This window comes from Bacteroides sp. RTP21281st1_H5_RTP21281_210402, assembly GCF_040918965.1.
Taxonomy (GTDB): domain Bacteria; phylum Bacteroidota; class Bacteroidia; order Bacteroidales; family Bacteroidaceae; genus Bacteroides; species Bacteroides congonensis.
The window spans coordinates 54,087-70,503 of record NZ_JBCOWR010000008.1 but is presented as its reverse complement, the minus strand read 5'-3'; the positions used below and the strand labels follow the sequence as shown (position 1 = coordinate 70,503).

The window sequence follows — 16,417 nt, the reverse complement described above, 5'->3', positions numbered from 1 at the left end:
AATATTGGGATTTTCTTTAATTTCCGTTTAGTTAATCTTCGGTTTCAGTTCGTCGGGAGAGTCTTTCGTATAAGACTTCACGTCTCCTGCCACTTTGGTGAATAGTGCTTGTATCTGTTCCGTACTGACAGTCGTTGTCGGGCGGAAAGCGTCTGAATTCATATAATCCAGAACAGCTTTATGCATCTGACGGGCAACGATTCGTTTCTCCGGTTGGGAAGTGATATCCATACTGGTCATCATCAGTCTGCCGTTCAATACCTTTGCTTCAAACAACATTCCTATTTTCCGGCTGATAAACCACGTATCAATGCTCTGGATAGTCGGTTGGAACTCCGCAGGGAAGTCGGTGAACTGCATCACCTGTGCCTTGTTCAGCAGTTCCCACCATTGCAGGTTGCTGTGATATTCCGTCGGGAATTGGCGGAAAAGCGGATGATATTCATTCACGAAGATACCCGTCGTGTGCGGTGGACGCATCTTGAACCAGGAAGTATTCCAGAACACAGGAGTGAAGTATTGTTTGACTTCCTTGCCGTACTGAATCTTTCCGGCTGCCGTTATCAGAACGTTTCCACCTTCCTGCAATACCGATAAAGCCTTGGCATCCAGTGTATCCGTGGTATATACATCACCCTGTGTCAGTTCCACTTGTGCGGGATATACCCAGAAATCCCAGTCATTCGCGGCATCACTGCCCTCGATACGTACTTCCAGATTAAGTTTCTGCGGAGTAGTGATTTCTGCTAAATCCATATCTACACTACCCAAAGAATAGAGATTACCGACAGGTATATTGTGAGTACCTACACTTCCATGGGCATATACTTTTTCGAACTTATCCTTGATAGTATAAAACGTTTTTGCTTCCTGCAAAGGAGCTGCCCCGAAATGAGACACTTCGATGTCGGCATGGAATGTTTCGTTATTGGCATATACAAATTTCGGGATACGCGCCAATGGCACAGTCGGACTGCAAAAGCGTCTGAACTGTTCTGCATTGATATATCCTTTTTCTTCGAAGAATACGTCCAACACACCTACCAATGCGGTTCCCTGACCGGAATAGTCATTGAGAGCCAACAACTGGAATCCGGCATAATCGGGAGTGCGCAATGTCTTTTCAATCTCATGTTTGTAGCAGAGAGCCTGAAGTTTGCCCGAAGCCATCATAAAGTCGTAACTTTGACTTCCCATGTGGTTGTCATTCAGAATATCCCGGAAGATTTCAAAATTCTTCGCTTTGTTGACCCCGGTGTATTTGCGGATTTCATTGAAATTAGGGAATACGCACCACTGACCTGTCTCATGCGAAACATACGGCTGTTTCACTGTATCTATCCTTGCACGGTAGTCCGACATGCTTTCAGGACGGGCACCTGCCCAACTCAATCCGCGTGCTCCGGCTTTCACATGAAACTCATTGTGAGGCTGCCACTGCCAGCTATTTCCTACGGAAGCTCCCGTATATACATGGCGCGGGTCGGTCGCTTTCCAATAATCCACAAACTTGCTTACCCATGCCACCCAACGACCGGAAGGCTCATTGCCGCATGCCAGCATGCAATAAGAAGCATAATTCCCGTATTCTTTCGTCAAAGCAATCGTTTCGTCCATCAGGTACTTGTCAATCGGCTGTCCGTTGCCTAGTCTCGGGCCATGATTCGGCCAGCTCGGCCCTTCCGGCTGCAAGTAGAAACCAACGAGGTCGGCAGCGATAAATGCCGCTTCCGGCGGACAGAAAGAGTGGAAACGCATATGGTTCAACCCGTAGCTGCGGCAAATGCGGAATACCCGTTCCCAGGAAGCTACGTCCATCGGCGCATAGCCTGTCAACGGAAAATCACAGTTTTCTACCGTGCCGCGAAGCATTGTCTTTCTGCCGTTCACATAGAACCATTTTCCTTCTATCTTGAAGTCGCGCATACCGAACTGTACTTGCTTCGTATCCGTCTGTTTGCCGTTGCTCAACGTGGCTGTCAGTTTATAGAGTGCAGGGCTGAATTCATCCCATGTCAGAAAGTCCTTTCCCATCGGAAGTTCCATTTCAACCGCATTGTCTCCCGAACGGATACTGAAACTTTGCTGTACGGGTGCGACTTTGTGCCGGATGTCTGTGTTGAAACTCTCGGCGGAAAGCGTGATTTCTCCTTTGGCGGAAGAGGCGGACTGCACATTCATACGTACCAGTGCTTTCTGATTGCTCAAATCGGGATATACTTGAATGTTCTCAAAGTGTACTTTCGGAGTGGCCTGCAATTCGATTCGTCCGACGATACCATTCCAGTTGCCTTGCGTCTGGTCGGTGATACTGTGGGAGTCGGGGCCTACGTTGATTTCCTTGATGCGGTTGTCGATGCGGATAGTAATCAGACACGTCTTTCCGGGGGCGACCGCAGAAGTCAGGTCATAGACGTGGGGAACACAAAGACTGTTCTGCATACCGAGTTCCTTTTGGTTTACCCAAACGGTGGTTTCGATATGCGGACGTTCCAGGAAAAGGGAGATTCTTTCCCCTTTCCAGTTGGAAGGGATTGTAACTTTCTTTTGATACCAGGCTACGCCTACATAATGTTTGTCGGGAGTCAGGAAAAAGGGGAGTTTTACTTGTCCCTCTATCCTATATTTTTCCATATATGGGTTGAAGTAGTAAGAACTGTCGTAGAGGCTTCCCGTCCATTGGGTGCGGGCGGTCACTTCATCCCCCTTTAGCTTTTCGGGCATGGAGCCGGGCAGGTTGATAGAGTCGTCGAGGGATTTTTTGAACCATTGTTCCCTGACGCCGATATCTTCCCGATCTATCTGGAAGTTCCACTTGCCGGATAAGCTGAAAGAGTGATTTTGCCCCATTGCGGTCAGTATAGCGGCAAATACGATAGCAATACTTACTAAAAGTCGTTTCATGATATATAGAATTGATATGTTTTTCATTTCTTCTGAAAATCTGCCGCTAAAGTAGGGCTTTTTAGGGGTTTGGTAAATAGAAAGATGTACAGATACATAGAATATTGTATCAAAATGGACATATAGGGCGGTGGGTGTACAAAACTACATGTATTTGAAATATTGTCCATGCCCTTTGTCTTTGAGGAGTTTGGGAGATACCCTATATTTGCGAAGTAAACTTTTTAATCTTAGAAGGAACCATGAAAAAAGTAATTCTCTGGATGGCTCTAACTCTTTGCCCGGTCATGACAATCTTTGCTGGTGAGACAGCTTATCTCTTTTCTTATTTTATCAATGACAGTAAGGACGGATTGCATCTGGCATACAGTTATGACGGTTTAAACTGGCTGCCTCTGAATGGCGGACGCTCTTATCTGACGCCCTCTGTCGGTAAAGATAAATTAATGCGTGACCCGAGCATTTGCCAGTCACCGGACGGGACATTCCACATGGTATGGACTTCCAGTTGGACAGACCGGATTATCGGCTATGCCTCTTCCCGCGACCTGATTCATTGGAGTGAGCAGCAAGCCATTCCGGTGATGATGCATGAGCCGGACGCCCATAACTGTTGGGCGCCCGAACTGTTCTACGATGAGCCTTCGCAGACCTACTATATTTTCTGGGCTACCACCATCCCCGGCCGTCACAAGGAAGTGCCGACCAGTGAAAGTGAGAAGGGACTGAATCATCGCATCTATTATGTAACGACGAAAGACTTCCGCACTTTCTCAAAGACAAAGATGTTTTTCAACCCTGATTTCAGCGTAATTGACGCTGCCATTGTGAAAGACCCGAAACATGAAGACTTAATAATGGTGGTGAAGAACGAAAATTCCAATCCGCCGGAAAAGAATCTGCGTGTCACACGTACAAGGAAAATAGAAAAAGGATTCCCGACTAAAGTATCGTCACCCATTACAGGAAAATACTGGGCGGAAGGCCCGGCTCCTCTTTTTGTAGGCGATACGCTCTATGTATATTTCGATAAATACCGTGACCACCGTTATGGCGCTGTCCGTTCAATAGATTACGGCAAAACGTGGGAAGATGTTTCCGAACAGGTTTTCTTTCCGCGGGGTATCCGCCACGGAACAGCCTTTGCTGTCGATATTTCTGTAGTGGAAACGTTGAAAGAGCAATGTGATTAAAATACCAACATTAATAATTAATCGAATCTATGAAGTATATGATAAAAAGTAAAATGCTGGCAGTTTTTTGTGCCGCCTGCCTACTGACCCTTTCAGCTACAGCACAAACCTCATCCTGGTTTAATGACAAGGACTTGACATTGACAGGTGTCTATTATTATCCCGAACACTGGGATGAAAGCCAATGGGAGCGTGACTTCAAGAAAATGCATGAACTGGGATTTGAATTTACCCATTTTGCTGAGTTTGCTTGGGCGCAATTGGAATCCGAAGAGGGGCGTTACGACTTTGCCTGGCTCGACAGGGCCGTAGCTTTGGCTGCCAAATATGATTTGAAAGTAATCATGTGCACTTCTACCGCCACACCGCCTGTATGGATGAGCCGGAAATATCCCGAAATCCTGCTGAAGAACGAAGACGGCACTATCCTCGACCATGGCGCCCGCCAGCACGCGTCGTTTACTTCTCCCCTGTATCGGGAGCTGTCTTATAAAATGATAGAGAAACTGGCGCAACATTATGGAAATGACTCCCGCATTATCGGCTGGCAACTCGATAACGAGCCTGCCGTGCAATTCGACTATAACCTGAAAGCGGAACTTGCCTTCCGTGATTTCCTTCGTGCCAAATACCATAATGACATCCGTCAATTGAATGATGCGTGGGGGACGGCTTTTTGGAGCGAAGCCTATTCGTCTTTTGATGAAATAACCCTTCCCAAACGTGTACAGATGTTTATGAATCATCATCAAATTTTGGATTACCGTCGTTTTGCGGCAACGCAAACCAATGATTTCCTGAACGAACAATGCCTGCTGATCAAGAGATACGCCAAGAACCAATGGGTAACTACCAACTATATACCGAACTATGACGAAGGGCATATCGGCGGAAGCCCTTCCCTTGACTTTCAGAGTTATACCCGCTATATGGTATATGGAGATAATGAAGGTATCGGTCGTCGGGGATATCGTGTCGGCAATCCGTTGCGTATCGCGTGGGCGAATGATTTCTTCCGTCCGATACAGGGAACCTACGGTGTAATGGAACTTCAGCCGGGACAGGTAAACTGGGGCGGCATCAATCCCCAACCGCTTCCGGGAGCAGTCCGTCTGTGGATGTGGAGTGTCTTTGCCGGTGGAAGTGATTTTATCTGCACCTACCGCTATCGTCAGCCGCTCTACGGCACAGAGCAATATCATTACGGAATAGTAGGCACCGACGGAGTGACCGTTACTCCCGGTGGGAGAGAATATGAAACCTTTATAAAAGAGATTCGCGAACTTCGCAAGCACTATTCTCCCCGTGAAACGAAACCTGCCGCATACATGGCACGTCGTACAGCTATTCTTTTCAACCATGAAAATTCCTGGAGCATCGAACGGCAGAAACAGAACCGCACGTGGGATACTTTTGCACACATCGAAAAGTATTACCGTATTTTAAAATCATTCGGAGCACCTGTCGATTTTATTTCAGAAGCCAAGAACCTGTCAGATTACCCGATAGTCATCGCCCCGGCTTACCAACTGGCTGATAAGGAATTGGTAGACAAGTGGACTGCTTATGTGAAGAATGGCGGAAATCTCGTACTGACCTGTCGCACAGCACAGAAAGACCGTTACGGTCGTCTGCCGGAAGCCCCTTTCGGGTCTATGATTACCCCGCTGACCGGAAACGAAATGAATTTCTATGACTTGCTTCTTCCCGAAGACCCCGGCACTGTTGTAATGAATGGAAAAGAGTATTCCTGGAATACCTGGGGAGAAATCCTGAATCCCCCGGCCGATGCACAAGTATGGGCGACATATGCCAACGAATTTTACGAAGGAAGCCCCGCGGTGACTTTCCGTAAATTGGGAAAGGGAACGATTACTTATGTCGGGGTGGACAGCTGTAACGGTGCATTGGAAAAAGACTTGTTGAAGAAGCTATATGCACAACTCGATATTCCGGTAATGGATTTGCCTTATGGCGTAACCCTTGAATACCGCAATGGCTTTGGAATTGTTCTGAACTATTCTGACCGGCCTTATAACTTTGACTTGCCGAAAGGCAGTAAAGCATTAATAGGAACACCGGAAATCCCTACGGCGGGCGTATTGGTCTTTTCAATATGAATATGAGATAGTGTATAATTCTTATCTTTGAATAGTTTTTTCCGTACTGAAATGAACTAAACTTAGTTTTTCTAAAACTTTATTGGTAGTATACAATGATTTAATCCCCGTTATACATAACTTTATTCGTCTGACAATTGTTAAACTTTCGTCTGATAACTGTTATTCTTTCGTCTAACAACTGTCAGACGAAAAAGAAACAGTTGTCAGACGAATAAAGCTATGCATCATTAACCATAAATCCATTAAGTATTAAAAATAAATCTGCGCAAGCTCGGAATTAGTTCATAACCGTACGGAAATGAATCAAATCCTATGAAGATTCTATTTGGTAGGATGCTATTGCTTTTATTAGAAATCAACAAAAGTGTTTATTAGTAATACAAGCTATTGCCACTTATGCTTCTTGAATAAGCCTTTATATTCAAGAAGCATAAGTGGCAATATCGACAATATCTATCTAAGATTAATATCCGGGATTCTGCATCGCTTTCTTTTCATCGTTAGTCAAGGCAGAGCCGCTTGCATTTGTAATACCGTCTAAGAATGCCTGTGGGATTGGGCGGTAATAATGTTTGCTTGGATTGAATTCGCCAATACCCCGGGTAGCACCGTCGTTGAATTTATGCCAGCGGTTATCCAATGTTTTGGTACGGGCCAAGTCTTCCCAACGTTGCAATTCACCGCAAAGTTCGCGGGTACGTTCGTTTAATAAGAAACACATCATCTTTTCGGCATTGGACGTACAACCTAATTCATTATAAATAGGGGTGTCAACGGCTGAATTATAAACGTCTGTTACGCTATTCAGTTTCATTGCTGATTTAGTTGAAGCCGTAGTCTCTGCACCTTCCATGTTATTGGATTCATAATAGGTGTTTTTATCCCAATAGATAGCACCTTCGTCAGAGTGACCGCCACCTTTTCCTGAACAGTAAGGATTGTTCTTATAGGCTTGTCCACCGTCTACATTCTTGCTGCGGTCTTCCTTGTCAGCATAACCGGCACGGTTGCGTAATTTATTAATCCATTCGATAGCTTTGTCATAACTGGCTTCACCTTTGCGGATATAAGCCTCGGCAACCATTAACACATCATCAGCCGAACGGGCAATGATAGCGTCACGAGTACCAAATTGTGAAGCGATAGAAACGCGGTAACCGTCACGGAATTTAGACAAAGCGACCGAGCGCTTGTGCGGGATAATATTGTAATAGTTGCCGGTCTTTTCACTGAGGTTCCAGCTATGGGATTGTCCTTTGAAATAACGTACATAAGTATATGTGTTGCACATCTTTCCGTCTTTCAATGCTGTATATGCCGGAGCGTTAGGGTATTCTTCATATCGGTTGTCACCCGGATTGTTGACAATGTATTTCATGCCCAGTTCACCGCCTTTGAAACGTTTGTCACCCTTGTTGACACCTGCCGGAGCATAAGGCATATCTTCTTCTGTCCATTCCGGGGCACTTTTTGTTTCGTTGGCTCCATAGCAAGTGATGAATGATTTCCAGAAACGGGAGTCGTTGACACGGTCGAACACTTGCATGGTATATTCTGTTGCACTGACGTACGAGAATTCACGTCCGCCGGAAATGTCACGTTTACAACCACCTATGTCATTGCCTTGATATACAGACGGATAATAAAGATGCATTTGGTTTCCATAACGTCCCCATGTTGATTCATCATTGGAGAATTGGGCAGCCAGAATTACTTCGCTGACTTTTTCGTTTGCACCGTTTGGCTGTTGGTAATCCCATAATTCTACATAGTCGTTGCACAGTGGATGTGCGTCTACCACTTCTGAACCATATTGGATAACTGCGTCCAAATCGGAAGATACATAATTCCCGTTCCAACCGCTATACAATTCGGAAGCACGGAACAGATGTGCTTTTGCCAGGAAATGGGCGGCTGCATATTTGTTGATACGTCCGACAGATTCTCCTCGTTCCGGCAGCAGTCTGTATGCTTCTCCGAAGTCGGATATTACCTGAGTGTATATTTCCTCTTCCGAGTTGCGTGTGAAGTAAGTTTCCGCACTTGTAGAAGGTTCCAGTTTCAAGGGTACGCCGCCGAATTGTTTCACCAGTTCGAAATAGGCATAAGCTCTCAGGAAGTGGGCTTCTCCCAAACGGGTGTTGTAAGTAGGCGAACTTGTATTGTAATATTGCGGCAAGTTCTGAAGAAGTATATTGGCCGGTTCAACCAATCCGTAATAGTTATCCCATATCGGTTGGTTAGCGGCATTTTCTGAAGAATTCAAGTCCTGGCTGTAATGATTCCATGCCGGTATCACATTATTGGCGTCGGTAAATTCGTCCACTCCCATGTTATAACATTGGATTCCCCAGATATAATTGAATTTGAATTTCAATTTTTGATAAGCTCCGGTTATTAATTCATCAAGACCTTCCTGTGTCTTGAAACGGTCGGTACTATATTGGGTCTTTAGCTCTTCGTCAAGGAATGATTCGCTGCACGAAGTGATCGAACCGCCCATAACACTGGTTAGTATAGCTGCGAATAATAATTTATTTATTTTCATAATGTTCTTACTTTTAATTGTTTATTAGAATCCGATATTGACACCAATGACAAAACTCTTTAAAGTAGTGGGTGAACCGAATGTTTTGGTATTGTTGTCATAGTTCACTAAATCGGTATCCAGAAAATCACACGCCTTATAGATATTGAAGGGATTCATTGCCTGAACATATAATTTCAGGTTATTGATACCCAGTTTGCCCAATTGTTTCGGAGTAAAGTTGTAACCTAGTGAAATGTTACGCACTTTGATATACGAACCGTCCTGGTAATTCATGGCACTGTTGTAAGTATCTGCTCCTTCACCGTTGGATCCCGGTGAGTAGTATCTTGCATTTTCATTTGTTCCCGCTACCCAGTAGTCAACCTTGCGTTGCATATAGCGGCCGTCAAGTGTGACAGCACCTTGTGGTACGGTGAATCCCCAGCGTGACAGAATGAAGAAAGATAGTTCAAAGTTCTTGTAATTGAAAGTGTTGCTCCAACCGCCTGTCCAGCGAGGGCGTACATGGCCTACAATCTTTTTATCGTCATTAGCATCTATCTTATCGTCATTATTCAAATCTTTCACTTTGATTTGTCCCGGTTTACGTCCGTATTTGGCAGCTTCTTCAGCTTCTTCCGTTTTCCATATGCCGTCATATACCCAGTCATAGTAAACACCTATTTCTTCTCCTACAAACCATTTGTTGTTTACATCTTCCGTTCTGCCGTTGGATAGTTCGTCAATCCGGTTTCTATCCATAGACCATGTCAGGGTTGTACTCCATGAGAAATCTTTCAGTTGTACCGGGATTGCGTTTATTTGCAGGTCAATACCCCAACCGGATGTCTTGCCTACATTCGAATAAGTAGAAACATAACCGGTCAATGAAGGAATTGTCATTTCCAACAGCAAATCGTTCGTCTTGGTCTTGTACGCGTCAATGCTACCGCTGAGTCGGTTGTTAAAGAAACCGTAATCAACACCGACATTGTATTGGGTCGTTCTTTCCCAGCCTAAAGTCGGGTTTGCCATTTTTGCCGGTTCTTTTTGGGATGGATCTGAAGGTACATAGCCTAATGAAGAATCATTTTGTCCCCAGTTGTAATATAAGCCGGTGATTGCTCCTTTGGTAGCGTAGGCTTTGATAGCCGCATTACCTGTGACACCGACACCAACACGGAGTTTCAACTGATTAAGCCAACTGACATCTTTCAGGAAATCTTCCTGATCCATTCTCCATGCAATGGCTGCAGAAGGGAAGCTCGCCCATTTGTGTCCTTCGGCCAATTGCGAAGCACCGTCCCAACGCATAGATGCAGTTAATAAGTATTTGTCTTTATATCCATAGTTCAGGCGAATCATATAAGATGCCATTTGAGTCTCTGTCAGACCTGTACCAAAAGAATTCAGTGTACCGGCAGAACTCATATTATACCACAGCTCATCTGCCGACGCAACATTGGTAGCTCTCATATCTCCCATTTCGTAATGGTAAGCCGATGCTGATTGCATCAATGTCAATCCCAGATTATGTTGGCCTAATGTCTTGTTGTAATAGATAAGGTTATCTAATGTCCATGCACGTTTCTGTTCGTTTTTATATTGTGCGCCGTTATTACCGTCGCCATTGATACCGTCGGCTGCATTGGCAACTCCCAATGTATAGAATTGAAATTCAGGGCCGAACTGGATACGGTAGGACAAGCCTTCCAACGGCTTCCATATTTTACCGAAGTCTATTTGTGAATACATGCTGGCTGATGCACGGAAGGTACGACGCTGATTGGTATTATAATCCAGTTCACGGATAGGATTGATGATATTGACATCACCACTCGGATAGCGGATGTATTCATTGTTTTCATCATAAGGCACTGTCCATGGAATCATGCTTCTCAATGCGCTGTAGAAATCACCGGAACCGGTTACGGATTTAGAGAAACTATAACCGTAGTCTTGGGTAGAGTAGGAAGCGTTAATGGAAGTTCCCATTTTGAACCACTCCACCGGGTTTGAGTCAAATGAAGTCTTTAAGGTATAACGTTCATAAGCCTGGCCGGGTTGTGTACCTTTCTGATCCATATAGCCGAATGAAGCATACCCTTGGAACTTATCCGAACCGCCGGATGCGCTTAATGTGTGTTCATGGGTAATTCCGGTTTGTTTGCCGTGGGAAGCCCAGTCGTAAGAACCGACTTTTGAAGGGTCGTAATTGCCGTTTGACCATGCCTGGTCGATATTTTTCCAGGAAGCGGCTACACTGCCGAAGGCTGCTTTATCCGCTTCGTACGTCGGAGTAGCGGATGCATAGGAGCCTGCATTGTATTTAGCTATACGGGCATAGTCCAGCCATTCGGATGCAGACATCATTTCTGTTACGTCATGCAATGTTTCAAAGGTGACAGTACCGGAATAGTTTAAAGTAACTTTCCCTTGTTTTCCTTTCTTGGTAGTGACAAGGATGACACCGTTGGCACCACGCGAACCATAAATAGCCGTAGCCGAAGCATCTTTTAGAATATCAATAGCTTCAATATCGGAAGGGTTGATATTCTCAATACCGCCGTTTTGAATAACCATGCCGTCAACAACATACAACGGCCCTTGTTCGGCATTGATAGAGCGTTGCCCGCGAATATTGATATTTCCTACTTCACCGGGTCGTTGGCTGGAGGTGATGTCCACACCTGCTGTTTTTCCTTGCATTCCTTCCAAGGCATTCTTTACAGGCATTGCTTTCAGCTCTTTTTCTCCAACCCGCGCCATAGCACCGGTTACGTCGCTTTTTTTCTGAACGCCATATCCCACAACTACTACTTCATCCAACGTTTCCGAATCTTCTTGAAGTGTAATCTTGAAATTAGTATTTCCTGCGACAGAAATTTCTTGTTTCTTATATCCTATATAAGTAACTGTTATCGTACCTTTAGCTGGTACATTAGAGAGGGTAAATTTACCATTCAAATCTGTTATAGTACCATTGGTAGTGCCATTGACCAATACACTGGCACCGATAACCGGTTCTCCTGTAAAATCAATGACTGTACCTGTGACCGTTTTATTTTGGGCATAGGCTCCAATTATTAAAAAGGAGAGCAAAGTGAGGAAAAATAGCCGTCGGATAGTATCCTTACAGGCGTACAGGTGATTACCTTTTTTGTTGCTTTTCATACTTTAATTGTTAAGTTAAACAAAAGTTAGATTCATAATTTGAAATGAAAGCATTGTATATAAAGCAGTTATAAAATTGAGAAAGTTATCTTTAGGCAACGATGAGGTAACCATTGAAATCGTTTCAACAGTAAAAAGAATATAGCAATAAAAGAAATGCCCCAAGGTGAGACAAACAGAGCAACCTTTTACAATAACTGGTTTAATATCTCCCTGAATACTTTATCAGCATGTTCCTGCATGATTTTAATATAGTTGAATATAGGACGATTGTTTTTCATACTGTGTCCTATGCAATACTCAATTTTTTCAATCTGGATTCCTAAATTGTATCCGTGTTGTGCAAAGGTTTTTCGAGCAGAATAATAAGTGACTTTTTTCTTTATTCCCGAGAGTATTGAGACTTTGCCGATATGGCGGAAAATCAAACTGTATATCTGTTTATAAGATGAGTACTTCCCAAATTTCAGATAGCCTTCTTTTGTCAGATATTTATCTATAATTACTTTTGCTTCAGGTTGCAGAGTAAATACGATTTTATTCTCTCCTTTTTTACTATTACGTGTTTTATGACGTATATAGCGCATATAATCTTTATCTTTAAAATTGTATGTCAATAAGTCTCTCAGGTTAATACCACCTAGATAATAAGTAAGCATAAAAATATCCCTTGCTATAGATAAAGAAGGCTTTAAAAGATGAACATCCCGTATTCTCTTTAATTCATCTATTGACAAATCAAGCTCCCGTACATTACTTGCCGGCATTTTAAAGAGAATAAAAGGATGAATAGAATAGGTTACATAATTCATCTTTCCTGCATAATTCAATATCACCTTTATCAAAGTTAGATATATTCTGATAGTTGTATCTGACAAATTCTCTTCACGAAGAACTTTTGCAAATTCTTGTATATGCAGAGGGGTTAACTGAATCAAGGGAAAATCTCCTTTCATATATTTAATAAACCTATCGGAAGCTATCATATAAAGTTTATAAGATTTTTCCCGTTCTTCTCCTTTCATGAAATTCATGTATTCTCTTGCGACAGATTGAAAAGTTATTCCTTTTTTCTTCTGTTCATAGTTAATGATACGTATCAGTTCAGTGCATGATATTGCAGGTAAATAACTGATTGATGTAACTATTTCTTCGTACTCGTTTATCAGTTTTCGTAAACAAGCATTCATATTCGCAGCGTTCTCATGCCTGATAACTCTACCATTTTTTATCTGACTGGTAGAATCCAAAGTAAACTGAGTAGATATGTATCTAGTTTGCGAATGATGTGCTACTGCTATCCTTATTCGATGTCTACCGTTTGATAGTTTTTTAGTTGGAACAATTACAATTGAAAAATTCGCCATATCATTTTTAGGTTTATAAATTACTATTTCCCATACAATAAAATAGAAACATAAAGTCTCATAACTATTAGCCGCAGATTAAAAATCCGGCTTGTAGCATGGAATATCGTGCAAAAGACGGTATTTTCCATGCATATGTACGATTCTGCATTGCTATATTTTGATTTACTCGCTATGTTTGCAACACTTTTTCACAGCTATAATGTGAAAAGGCACTTAACAAAAAAGAGAATCTAACTTTTGTTTAACTCAAGATATTGAGGTATGAGAAATAATGGAAAACACTACCCTTCGTTTATGGCTGTCGGAAAGAATGAGTTCGGTAGTTACCCTTTAGCACTTATAGAGAATTTAATTAATAAGAAATATTTGTTTAACTTTAAAAAACATGGTATGAAGAAAAACTATGTAATGGCTGCTTTGGTTCTGTCGCTGTTGGCGGGATGCAGCACTGATGTTAAAGAATCTGACATCAAGTTTGCAGGAGAGGCGGGTGTGAAGGTCTCTTTCAACGCAGTGATAAACAGTCAGACCGGAACTCCTTTGACACCAACCCGAGCTACTGATACAGAATGGGAAATTGGAGATTCAATAGGAATTTCCTGTGGAGGTAATCAACAGAATATCCACTACAAATACATAGGTGATGCGAATAATATGTTTGCCGCCAAAGGAGGTGTAGGAGAAGAAATTTGGGTTTTGGGAACACAAGAATATGATGTGATAGCCTATTGTCCGTTTATGGGTACGTCTGGAGTGACCGAGGGAATTGTAAGTGTATTGACTGACACTGAAAATCAAGCAACGGCAGAAAAAAGAAAATATCTTGATTTTCTTTATGCTACGGCTACGGCAAGTGCCGCTCAGCCAAATGTACAGTTAGTGTTTAACCATAAGATGAGTCGCATCAAGATAAAATTTGAAGCAGGCGATGGAGTTTCACTTTCTGATATAGACTGTTATCTTATCGGATTGAAGCAGGAGGGTACATTCAATACAAGCACAGGAGCGACGACTGTCAGCGAGAGTGCGACGACTGAGGATATCTATTGGGGAAATGTAGGTGAAGTAAATAATCATACGATGGAAGCTATCTTGTTGCCACAGACTGTGAGCAGCAAAGTGAGTATTCAGGCCAGAATGGGAGGGCGGTTATATGAAGTGCAATTCCCTAACTTGACTAAGTTAGATACGGGAGTTTCCTATAACTATACTATTAAGGCCAGCATGTCGGTAGACCAAAAGGATTATGTATTTACTATCACGAAAGAGGGAACACAGATCAATGACTGGGCTACAGAAGAAGAGGAGATAAAATCTGAGTCTACTTCTCCTGATACAGGTGCTACGACCGAAAATCCGGATTGGACAGTAGAAGAGGAAGATATTACTGCTGCAGAAAAAAAATAGCTGTTCTTTTATACCAATATTAATATATACGACGCATTAATCATTCAATAAATAAAAAATACGAATATGAAAATATATAATTATATATCAGCACTTTTGATTGCAGGTATTGCAAGTTTCTCTTCTTGTTCGCAAGAAGATTTGAATGTAAACGAAACAGGTTCTTCTAATGGTTTCCGCATCAGTGTGACCGATGGTGGATTTATAGATACTACTCCGGGAACACGTACAATTGAAAACGGATATACTACTACCTTTTCTGAAGGCGATGCGATCGGTGTCTTTGGAGTAGATGCCGGCGGAATAGTGACAGATATTAACAACCGGAAGTTTACGATGAAGAACGGCAGTTGGGAAATTGAAGGAACTCCCATCGAATATAAAGGTGCCGATTTTAAAGATATGGATTTTTATGCTTATTATCCGTATAACGCAGATGTGATATTTAATGTCGGTCAAGAAGATCCGTTTGCTCAATATGTTGATAGTTGGGTGCTGGGTAATAATCAGTCCAACGAAGAATATACCAAATACGACTTGATGACAAGTTCCGGTAGTGCTGTGGTAGACAATCGTTTTAAAGGTGAAATCAACTTTAAAATGATGCACCGTATGGCTTTGACTGTATTGAAAATGCCTAAACTTGTTTATGACTTTGCCAATACGGACGTAACCCTTGATGATTATGAATTGCCTGTTACTGCTAATTCTTTCAAATTGAATGGTAATGAAGTGACTCCTTTTTATCAAGAAAGTACAGATACTTATCGCTTTTTGGTGAAACCGGGAACAGAGTTTACTATTGAAGGTACATATATAGGAACAAAGGAGATGTCATATGCGGCTACTGCTACATTGAATAACGGAATGGCTAAAGTATATACAATCAATGATCCTAATAAGTACGAATATATACTTGCCGTAGGGGATTATTATTGTGCAGATGGTTCAATTGTCAGCAAAGATACTGAAACTGTTCCTGAAAATGTAATCGGTATTGTATGTTATGTGGGAAATCCGCAACCATCGGTAACACATTCCAGTACCTATACGGAAACTAATGATATTCTGCATAACGACTATCCGGCTTGTAGCCACGGGTTGGTTATAGCGTTGGAAGATATGACTGAATCTGCTTTTCAATGGGGAACTAAAAATCCGTCTACCGGGGCTGCTGATGCATTGTTCGGTGATTGGTTTAAGACTGACGAAGAATGGCAGAATCGCCTTGTAAGCAATTTAAATGAATCAAATAAGGGTGGTGCTCCTTATGCTGCTATTCCGGGATTTATGGGTTACAACAACACATTCCTGTTGACTTACTGTTATGAAAATATACGGCAGTTCCCTTGTGACAATGCTTATGTTAATCTTAACAATTACCGTTCGAAAGTAACTGTTCCTTCTATGGTTACCGACTGGTATATTCCAAGCATTGTAGAGTTAGAACAAGTGGCTAAATCATTAAATGCTATTAATACAAGCATCAATTCCGCAAAAGGAACAGCATTGACAACTGATGCCGGATATTTTAGCAGTAATGAGCGTGCTGTAACTTATATGTGGTATCATAAACTTTCAGAGAATGGTCAGGATATAACGTTGCGTGAGCGCGGTTCCGGTGGCAAACTATGTCGTTTGATGCTTGCTTTCTAAACAGATAATTATATTCAAATAAAGAAAATAAGGCGGCATGGATATATTTCGCCGCCTCAT

7 protein-coding genes and 1 pseudogene are annotated in these 16,417 nt (G+C 42.5%); 4 read left to right on the top strand and 4 right to left on the bottom strand.

Translation table 11 applies throughout. From position 1 onward, the window contains the following. Positions 1 to 27: 27 nt before the first annotated feature. Positions 28 to 2,904: a sugar-binding domain-containing protein gene (locus AB5443_RS13275; protein WP_368113914.1), complete on the bottom strand. Its 2,877-nt coding sequence runs from the start codon at positions 2,902 to 2,904 to the stop codon at positions 28 to 30. A 242-nt stretch (positions 2,905 to 3,146) separates the two neighbouring features. On the opposite strand from AB5443_RS13275, the pseudogene AB5443_RS13270 reads away from it, so the two are divergent. Both AB5443_RS13270 and AB5443_RS13265 read left to right on the top strand, forming a co-directional pair. Then, positions 3,147 to 4,079 (top strand): annotated as a pseudogene (locus AB5443_RS13270) (glycoside hydrolase family 43 protein); the annotation flags it as partial. 47 nt (positions 4,080 to 4,126) lie between these two features. Then, positions 4,127 to 6,217 (top strand): beta-galactosidase, encoded by a 2,091-nt coding sequence (locus AB5443_RS13265; RefSeq protein WP_368113912.1) that lies wholly within the window; start codon positions 4,127 to 4,129, stop codon positions 6,215 to 6,217. A 466-nt stretch (positions 6,218 to 6,683) separates the two neighbouring features. Here the strand turns inward: AB5443_RS13265 and AB5443_RS13260 are convergent, their stop codons facing one another. The 3 genes from AB5443_RS13260 to AB5443_RS13250 all read right to left on the bottom strand — a co-directional run bounded on the left by AB5443_RS13260 (position 6,684) and on the right by AB5443_RS13250 (position 13,291). Further along, positions 6,684 to 8,768 (bottom strand): RagB/SusD family nutrient uptake outer membrane protein, encoded by a 2,085-nt coding sequence (locus AB5443_RS13260; protein ID WP_368113910.1) that lies wholly within the window; start codon positions 8,766 to 8,768, stop codon positions 6,684 to 6,686. Between the two features lie 24 nt (positions 8,769 to 8,792). Next, positions 8,793 to 11,924: a SusC/RagA family TonB-linked outer membrane protein gene (locus tag AB5443_RS13255; protein ID WP_368113909.1), complete on the bottom strand. Its 3,132-nt coding sequence runs from the start codon at positions 11,922 to 11,924 to the stop codon at positions 8,793 to 8,795. A 188-nt stretch (positions 11,925 to 12,112) separates the two neighbouring features. Then, the gene (locus AB5443_RS13250; protein WP_368113908.1) at positions 12,113 to 13,291 is read right to left on the bottom strand and encodes a tyrosine-type recombinase/integrase; all 1,179 of its coding nucleotides are present in this window, start codon (positions 13,289 to 13,291) and stop codon (positions 12,113 to 12,115) included. A 393-nt stretch (positions 13,292 to 13,684) separates the two neighbouring features. On the opposite strand from AB5443_RS13250, the gene AB5443_RS13245 reads away from it, so the two are divergent. Both AB5443_RS13245 and AB5443_RS13240 read left to right on the top strand, forming a co-directional pair. Beyond that, positions 13,685 to 14,701 carry a fimbrillin family protein gene (locus AB5443_RS13245; protein ID WP_195405882.1) on the top strand — a complete coding sequence of 339 codons (1,017 nt, stop codon included), beginning with the start codon at positions 13,685 to 13,687 and terminating at the stop codon, positions 14,699 to 14,701. A 66-nt stretch (positions 14,702 to 14,767) separates the two neighbouring features. After that, positions 14,768 to 16,357, top strand: a complete 1,590-nt coding sequence (locus AB5443_RS13240; protein ID WP_368113906.1) for a fimbrillin family protein — start codon at positions 14,768 to 14,770, stop codon at positions 16,355 to 16,357. Positions 16,358 to 16,417: the final 60 nt, after the last annotated feature.